The 7,575-nt window shown below is 68.1% G+C and carries 8 protein-coding genes and 1 pseudogene; 6 read left to right on the top strand and 3 right to left on the bottom strand.

Going from position 1 to position 7,575, the window contains the following annotated elements; translation table 11 throughout:
* The coding region (locus tag QSK34_RS37545) for a CBS domain-containing protein (protein ID WP_285591599.1) at nt 1-538 on the bottom strand (538 nt) is incomplete at its 3' end.
* Nucleotides 539-1,472: 934 nt separating this feature from the next.
* Here QSK34_RS37545 and QSK34_RS37540 point away from each other — a divergent pair.
* From QSK34_RS37540 to QSK34_RS37520, 5 genes and pseudogenes are all read left to right on the top strand, one after another.
* A complete protein-coding gene (locus QSK34_RS37540; protein WP_285591597.1) occupies nt 1,473-1,793 on the top strand; it encodes an MBL fold metallo-hydrolase RNA specificity domain-containing protein in 321 nt (106 codons plus the stop codon).
* Entirely contained in the window at nt 1,790-2,782 is a 993-nt protein-coding gene (locus QSK34_RS37535; protein ID WP_285591595.1) for an alcohol dehydrogenase catalytic domain-containing protein, read from the top strand. The genes QSK34_RS37540 and QSK34_RS37535 overlap by 4 nt, the downstream gene beginning before the upstream one ends.
* A gap of 239 nt (nt 2,783-3,021) precedes the next feature.
* Nucleotides 3,022-3,120 (top strand): annotated as a pseudogene (locus tag QSK34_RS37915) (hypothetical protein); the annotation flags it as partial.
* Nucleotides 3,121-3,219: 99 nt separating this feature from the next.
* The gene (locus QSK34_RS37525) at nt 3,220-4,080 is read left to right on the top strand and encodes a universal stress protein (protein WP_285591601.1); all 861 of its coding nucleotides are present in this window, start codon (nt 3,220-3,222) and stop codon (nt 4,078-4,080) included.
* Between the two features lie 13 nt (nt 4,081-4,093).
* A complete protein-coding gene (locus tag QSK34_RS37520) occupies nt 4,094-4,726 on the top strand; it encodes a CBS domain-containing protein (RefSeq protein WP_285591593.1) in 633 nt (210 codons plus the stop codon).
* A 24-nt stretch (nt 4,727-4,750) separates the two neighbouring features.
* On the opposite strand, the gene QSK34_RS37515 is transcribed toward QSK34_RS37520, so the two are convergent.
* Nucleotides 4,751-5,596 carry a universal stress protein gene (locus tag QSK34_RS37515; protein WP_285591591.1) on the bottom strand — a complete coding sequence of 282 codons (846 nt, stop codon included), beginning with the start codon at nt 5,594-5,596 and terminating at the stop codon, nt 4,751-4,753.
* A 59-nt stretch (nt 5,597-5,655) separates the two neighbouring features.
* Nucleotides 5,656-7,329, bottom strand: coding sequence for a SulP family inorganic anion transporter (locus tag QSK34_RS37510; RefSeq protein WP_285591589.1), 1,674 nt, complete (start codon nt 7,327-7,329; stop codon nt 5,656-5,658).
* Nucleotides 7,330-7,448: 119 nt separating this feature from the next.
* On the opposite strand from QSK34_RS37510, the gene QSK34_RS37505 reads away from it, so the two are divergent.
* On the top strand, nt 7,449-7,575 hold a 127-nt coding region (locus QSK34_RS37505), incomplete at its 3' end, for a universal stress protein (protein WP_353051477.1).

The raw sequence follows: 7,575 nt of genomic DNA, 5'->3' as shown, positions 1-7,575 counted from the left end.
CGCTGTAGGGCAGCCGCCGGTCCATGTCTGCGCGGAGGCTGATCTCCTCCCCGGCGATGGCGAACGACCACGGCTGAGTGTTGTGAATCGAGGGCGCCCACGTGGCGGCCTCCACCACGGCTTCGAGTCCTTCGCGCCCGTCGTTTCGTTCGATGAGGGACACCACGTCTGGCTGCCAGACCATCCCGGCGATCTTCCCGCTCGTCGGATCGACCACCGGAACCTGCCGGATCGCGTGGCGATCCATGAGCCGCGTGACCTCCCCGATGGTGGCGTCAGACGTCACGCTGATGGCCGGAGAGCTCATCAGGTCCTCGGCTGTGAGTGAGCCGCCTCTCACCCCTCGGCCTCCGGAGGCGTCTGCCTCTCGCCGCAGATCACCTTCGGACACGAGACCGATCGGTCGGTCCTCCCGGTCGACGACGGCGACCGCCCTGACCGAATAGTCATCCATCGCGGCCACGATCTCTGCGAGACGGGCACCAGGCCGTACGGCGACTGCGGTCCGACCCATGACTTCCGCGACTTTGATCGGCATGGATCACCCCTAATCCCCCTCATTCCAGAGAGGCAACAGGCCATGTTCCCTAATAGGAAACCGTTCCCGTATGTGAGCGCACAGGGCCGAAAGACCTTTAAAAGGAAACTCTGAAATCCTTGACCGCCGGATGGGGACCAAGCCTGGCGGAGACGGCCCGCCTGTGCTGCCGTCATGGCCGATCGAATGATTAGCGGAGTCGGTTACGGCGTCGGTCGCATTCGGAGTCGCGGGCGACGCCAGCGCCCTTTCGGGTGTTCAGGATGTCGATGATGTCGCCGACGCGGTAGTGCCGGCGGGCTCCGTGGTCCTCGTGGGCCGCCTCGTTGGGGCCATCGCTCGGCTGATCGGTGTGGCTGTGGGTCCGTCGTGCGTTCGGGTCGCCCGGGATTGTGATCGCTGCGGGCGCGGGTCGTTCCCGCGTGGCTTCCCATTCGCCGCGCCAGGCCTCAAGTTCAGCAAGGAGGAAGAGCGGTTCTCTGGGGCCGGGCAACCCGGCCGACGACGGCGGCGGCCGACAGGATCTGCTGGATGCCCCGCAGGTTCCGCGTGAGCCCCTTTGGGGTCAGGCGATGGAGTGACCACGCCCCTGGACGAAACCACCTACAGCCTGAACGACCACAGAGGGAGCTTCGACAACAGCAAGGAGCCATGTCCCGAACTCGCGTGTGCGATCCCTTGCGAACCTCGAGTGCTGAGGATGTGGCTATGTGCCAGCATGTCGGTCCCGCGCTGGTGGGACCAAGTCGCCCACCTGACCACGGAGCATGGCCCGCGATCCTGGGCCTTTTTACCAAACAGCGCCCCTCCGCAGGACTTCCATCCCCATCTGGAGGAAATGGCCCACATTGTGAAGAGTGCCGGGTTGCGGACGAAAGGATCCGCCGGAGCGGCAAGGGAGTGACGACAGGGGATGAACTGCTCAGAACGCCCGATGCCCCGCCGAACCGAGCTGATGTTCCTGGCACTCGGGACCCGTGCACGGCCCCTGGTAGACGGCGCCACCTCGCTCGAGATCCACGGTGATCGGGTTCCGGTCGGGGCGGAGGTCGTTAACCTGCCGGGGTTCTCGGTGCACTCCGACGCGGGCGAGACCATCGCCTGGCTGAGAGGCGTCCGCCGACCACTGCGGATGACCTATGTCGTCCACGGCGAGCCCGACGCGGCCGCCACCTTGCGAGACCGGATCCACCGCGGACTCGGCTGGTCTGCGACGACACCCGCTCCGGAAGAGACCACCCTTGTGCAGCCATGACGGCAGTCCCGGCCGACGCGATCATCCGGATCGACGCGGTGACCATCTGCGGCACCGACCTGCACATTCTGAGAGGCGACGTGCCGGAGGTGGCCCCGGGGCGGATCCTGGGCCACGAGGCCGTCGGCACCGTCGTGGCGACCGGCCCCGCCGTCGCCGCCTGGCGGCCCGGTGACCGGGTCCTGGTCTCCTGCATCTCGGCCTGTGGCTGCTGCCGCTACTGCCGCAGCGGGGTCTTCGGGCAGTGTCTGGGCGGCGGCGGATGGATTCTGGGACATCTGATCGACGGAACCCAGGCCGAGTACGTACGGGTGCCGTTCGCCGACACCTCCCTGTACCCCGTGCCGGAGAACGTCCCGGACCGAGCCGCCCTCATGCTGGCCGACATCTTGCCCACTGCCTACGAGGTAGGGGTGCGCAACGGCGCGGTGCGGCCCGGGGACACGGTTGTCATCGTCGGTGCCGGGCCCATCGGCTTGGCCAGCGTCACGACGGCCAGGCTGTTCACACCGAACCACATCGTGGCCGTCGACCCTGCCGCGCTCCGGAGGGATGCCGCCAAGATGATGGGCGCGGATGTCACGGCGGACACAGCCGAGGAGGCCGGGACGGCGGTGGCCGAACTGACCGGCGGGCTGGGCGCTGATGTGGCCATCGAGGCCGTAGGTGTTTCCGCGACCTTCGAGTTGTGCGCCCGGCTGGTCCGGCCAGGCGGTCGCGTGGCCAACGTGGGAGTGCACGGCGGCCCGGCGACGCTGCGACTGGAACGGCTGTGGAGCAGGAATGTGACCATCACCACCGGGCTGGTCGACACCTCCTCGACACCCGACCTGATGAGGATGGTCGCCGCCGGACGGATGGACACCTCGGCGTTCGTCACGCACGACTTCCCGCTGTCGGAGATGGAGGCGGCCTACCGGACGTTCACCGACGCCGCGACCACCGGAGCTCTCAAGATCGCCGCGTTCCGTGATGCCCTCGCCGCCTGAACTCTGCCCGGAGCCCGACCCAGGTGACCCTCTGCCGCGGCTGTTCACCGATCTGGGCACCGGCTCCGGCGGGTTGCCCGGGCGGGAGGCCACCCGGTGCCTTGTCGCCTACAGGCCCAACGAGGTGCGCCATCGGGAACACGTGTTCTTGGCACACGAGGTCCTCGTCCAGCTCGTGCATCGGCTGGCACTGCTGCTGTTGGGCCTCACTGCGCCAGGTGGGCTTGTTCACCAATCTGATGCTGCTGGGCGGCATCGCCTTCGAGCCGGCCTTCGCCGCCGCGCTGATCTATCTGCCGCCTGTCCAGCAACTGTTCGGAACGGCCGCACTCCCGCTTGACGTCCTGCTGCTCATCATGTGCTTCCCCGCCCTCATCTGGGGGTCGGACGAACTGCGGCGGGATGGAAACAGAAAGATACCGAGGAGAGGAAAGACCATGAGTCCGATCATCGTCGCCGGAGCAGACGGATCCGCATCTGCGCTCGCCGCCGTCGAATACGCGGCCCAGGATGCGGCCCGACGGGGTGGAGTGCTGCGCATCGTGCACGTCCATGAGCCGTGGGCGGGTGTCCGGTTGAGAGATCTGGAAACAATCGTGAACACCTACGGCGAACAGATCCTCGTCACCGCCGAACGGCGTGCCCGCGCCAGCGTGCCTGATCTCGCGATCACCACCCGCCTGGCCACAGGCGACATCGTCAACCGGCTGAAGGACGAGGCCGAAAGGGCCGACACGATCGTGATCGGCTCCAGGGGCACGGGCGGCTTCGCCGGCATGATCCTCGGATCCGTTGGTCTGGGCCTGGCGGGGCACACGCCCGGCCCGGTCGTCGTCGTACGCCAGACCCCCTCCGACACGTACGGGAAGGTCCTGGTCGGCTACGACGGGACCGAGGACGCCGACGTGGCCCTGGAGTTCGCCTTCGCCGAAGCCGGACGACGAAGGGCCCGGCTGGAAGCGGTGTACGCCTGGCAACCGCCCTCGTTCACCTCCCTGGGCACCGGTTACGACAACCTGATCCACTGCGTGTACGAGGAGCGCAGCAATTTCGTGCATCAGAAGTTCATGGCCTGGCAGGGCAAACATCCCGACGTGACGGCCGGGCGAATCGGCGTGCGGGGCCATCCGGTGGAGGTCCTGTCGGACATGTCCCACGCGGCCGATCTGGTCATCGCGGGCTGCCGTGGGCTGGGTTCGTTCGCGGGGGCGATGCTGGGTTCGGTCGGCCACGGTCTGCTGCACCACGCCCACTGCCCGGTCGCCATCGTGTCGGCCGGCGCGAAGCCCGCGATGTAGGGAGGGGACATCGATGGCCGTCACGGTCGAGGAGGTCATGACCCGGCAGGTGATCTCGGTCCGGGAGGACACCTGCTTCAAGGACGTCGCGGCCCAGCTCTTCGAGCACCGGGTGACGACGGTCCCCGTGCTCGACGCGGGTGGCGGCGTGGCCGGCGTCGTCTCGGAGGCGGATCTGCTGCGCACCGAGGAGTTCCGAGGAGGCCGGCCGCCCGCCGCCTCCCACGTCACCTGGCAGGCGGCCGGCACCAGGGCCGCTGACCTGATGTCGGCTCCGGCGATCACCGTCACGCCGGAGACGTCGGTGACAGTGGCGGCCCGCATCATGAACGGGTGCGGGATCAAGAGCCTCCCGGTGGTGACCGCCGACGGGCGCCTGTCGGGCATCGTCAGCCGCCATGACGTGCTCAAGGTGTTCGTCCGCCCTGACGACGAGCTGGAACGCCAGATCAGGGTCGAGGTGCTGAACCGGGCCCTGTGGATGGACGCGACGCGGGTCCACGTCGCCGTCGTCGACGGTGTGGTCACGCTCACGGGGCGGATGTGCCTGCGGCGGGACGCCGTGATCGCCGCCTGGATGACCCGTCAGGTGAACGGGGTCGTCGATGTGATCGACGAGATCGATTGGGACCGTGACCTCGGATGAGGACCCGCTCGTGATGCCACGCCGTCACGAGCGGGTCCCGACCCGTACGACGGCGATCGGGCAGGGAGAAAGGTGCAGCAACGCCTGGCTGACCGACCCGAGCACCATCCCCGCGAGCACACCGTGTCCGTGAGATCCGACCACCAGCAGGTCGGCCGAACCGGCTGCCTGACGCAGGATGTCGACGGGATGCCCCTCGACGACTTCCATCGACACCTGGAGGTCGGGGTACCTTTCCCGGCAGCCCGCCAGCGCCTCCGCCAGTCCCCGCGTGCTGATCTCCGGTTCCCCGCCCACGGTCGCGTTCGCCGCGAGCTGCCGCCAGTTCCAAGCGAGCACGGCACGCAGGTGGGCCCTGTGCGCTGCCGCTTCTTTGAACGCGAAGTCCAGAACCTTCTCCTGAGCCTCCGACGCGTCCACGCCGACGACCATCACCCCGTGGCGGCCGGGGTCCGCACCGTGGATGACGACCACGTCACAGTGAGCGTGGCCGGCCACCCCCTGGGTCACCGACCCGACGAGCAGGCCGCGCAGCGTGCCAAGACCCGAGCCTCCCATCACGAGCAGATCGGCACCGCGCGAGACCTCGATGAGTCTCCGCCGCGGGTCGCCGCCGAGCAGCGAGGTTCCGGTGACGACATCCTGCGCCGCGTGCCGGGCGGCGTGCACGGCCTCCGTGAGCGCGGTCTCGCCGCCCTGGCGCATCCACGCGCCGATACTCGCGATGGCCCCCGACAGGCCCTCTTGCAGGCACCATTCGGGAACGACGTTCACGATCTGCAAGGGGACCCTACGAAGGAGTGCTTCCCTGGCCGCCCATTCGGCCGCCGCGACACCAGGCGGCAAGCCGTCGACTCCGACAACGATCACGTCACCCTCGAATCACTAAAAGTAGTTAATTAATCTCATATTGTGACATTATCCAGGTCTCAGGGGTGGCGTGAGCACCAGTCCTCGTAGGCGGAGACCGTCGTCGGAAGGGTCGGGAACATGAACTCCTCCCCGATCGACCGGCTCAGCCCATAGGAGTCCAGATACTCACGAAGGTCCTGCTTGACCCGCGCCAAGCCGAAGACGATCCCGCGCTTGGCGAGTTCCGCTCGCAGGGCTTCGACGGCGTCCAGAGCGGTGATGTCGACCTCCACATTGGCCTCGACATTGAGCACGAACCACCGGACCGGACCGTCGTGGTCGTCCACCGAGGCCAGCGCGCGATGGCGGAAGTCCTCGGCGTTGGCGAAGAACAGCGGCGAGTCGTAGCGGTAGATGACCAGGCCGGGAATCGTGTGAGCCTGCGGGTAGTCGTCGACGTCGTGCATGCCGGCGAGGCCGGGGACGATTCCCAGGACGGCGTCGTGGGGGCGGGCGATCCTGGCCAGCATCTCGGCGACCGACAGGGCGACGGCGAGGAGCACCCCGTACAGGATGTCGAGGAGCAGCACGCTCAGGCAGGTGGCCGCCGCGAGGATGAACTCGCTGCGGCGAAAAGCCAGTAGCCGGCGGAACTGCCCAACGTCGATGAGGCGGGTCGCGGCGAAGATGACGATGGCGCCGAGCGCGGCCACGGGAAACCCGGCCAGCAGCGGCCCGGCCGCGACCAGCACGACGACCACCGCGACCAAGGTCACCCAGGAGTGGACCTGGGTCCGTGCGCCGGCCGCCACTCCGAGGGCGGTCCGGCTGCCGCTGCTGCTGATCGGGAAGCCGCGCAGCAGTCCGGCGCCGACGTTGGCCACCCCCAGTGCGAGCAGTTCCCTGTTGGCGTCGATCCGCTGGTTGCAGCGGGCCGCGAACGACCGGCCGGTGAGCATGTTGTCGCTGTAGCCGACGAGCAGCACCCCGACCGCCGGCAGGATCAGGTCACTCCATCCGGAAGGAGTCGGCAGCCGGGGTGCCGGTAGCCCGGCGGGGATCAGTCCGATCACCGCGATACCGGCTCTTTGCAGCCCGAACATCGCCACGGCCACCGTGGCCAGCAGAACGGCCAGCAGAGGGCCGGGGAATGCGGGCAAGAGCCGGTCCAGGAGGAAGAGGAAGCACAGCACGACCCCGGCGAACAGCAGCGTCCACAGGTCCACGTGATCCATGCCGGCGGCGAAGGACGCCAGTTCCTCGAAGAAGGTGTCCCCCGATACGCGGACCCCCGTGATCCGCTCCAACTGACTCATGATCATGGTGAGGCCCAGCCCCGTCAGGTAGCCGATCAGGACCGGGCGGGACAGCAGATCGGCGACGAAGCCCATTCGCAGCAGCCAGCAGATCAGCGCGAGCACGCCCACCACGACGGCCAGCGCGGCGGCCAGCTGGGCGTACCGGACGGGATCACCGGCGGCCAGCGGCCCGATCGTGACGGCGGTCATCAGCGCGGTCGACGACTCGGGGCCGATGGACAGTTGCCGGGACGAACCGAGCAGCGGATAAAGCGCCAGCGCCGGAAGCGCCCCCCACAACCCGGCCACAGGAGGCAAGCCGGCCACGGTCGCGTACGCCATCACCTGCGGAACGAGGTATCCGGCCACGGTGAGCCCGGCGAGCAGGTCGCCTCGCAGCCAGGCTCGCCGGTAGTTCCGCAGATCGAATGTGACTGTCGGCGTATGGATCATGACCGTCAGTTTCGCACTCGGCGGGACCGAGGTCCTTCCTTGAAAGGACCCCCGCCTCTGCGGCCCGCTCGGCCGTGGAGAGACAGTGGAACAGAACCGAGAAACAGCGGGTGAGGCGTATGACCACGATGAACGGGGTCGTCGTCGGCTACGACGGCTCAGATTTCGCGATGCAGGCCCTGGACTGGGCCATGGACGAGGCCGAGATGCGGAAGCTGCCGCTCACCGTCGCCCACGCCTGGCACT

The organism is Herbidospora sp. NBRC 101105 (genome assembly GCF_030269205.1).
Classification (GTDB): Bacteria; Actinomycetota; Actinomycetes; order Streptosporangiales; family Streptosporangiaceae; genus Herbidospora; species Herbidospora solisilvae.
This window is presented reverse-complemented; position numbering and strand designations above follow the sequence as displayed.

Coding starts and splice junctions, on each gene's coding strand:
- QSK34_RS37525 (WP_285591601.1), top strand. CDS start 3,220: ATGAGTCCGATCATCGTCGCCGGAGCAGACGGATCCGCATCTGCGCTC.
- QSK34_RS37520 (WP_285591593.1), top strand. CDS start 4,094: ATGGCCGTCACGGTCGAGGAGGTCATGACCCGGCAGGTGATCTCGGTC.
- QSK34_RS37535 (WP_285591595.1), top strand. CDS start 1,790: ATGACGGCAGTCCCGGCCGACGCGATCATCCGGATCGACGCGGTGACC.
- QSK34_RS37510 (WP_285591589.1), bottom strand. CDS start 7,329: ATGATCCATACGCCGACAGTCACATTCGATCTGCGGAACTACCGGCGA.
- QSK34_RS37540 (WP_285591597.1), top strand. CDS start 1,473: ATGCCCCGCCGAACCGAGCTGATGTTCCTGGCACTCGGGACCCGTGCA.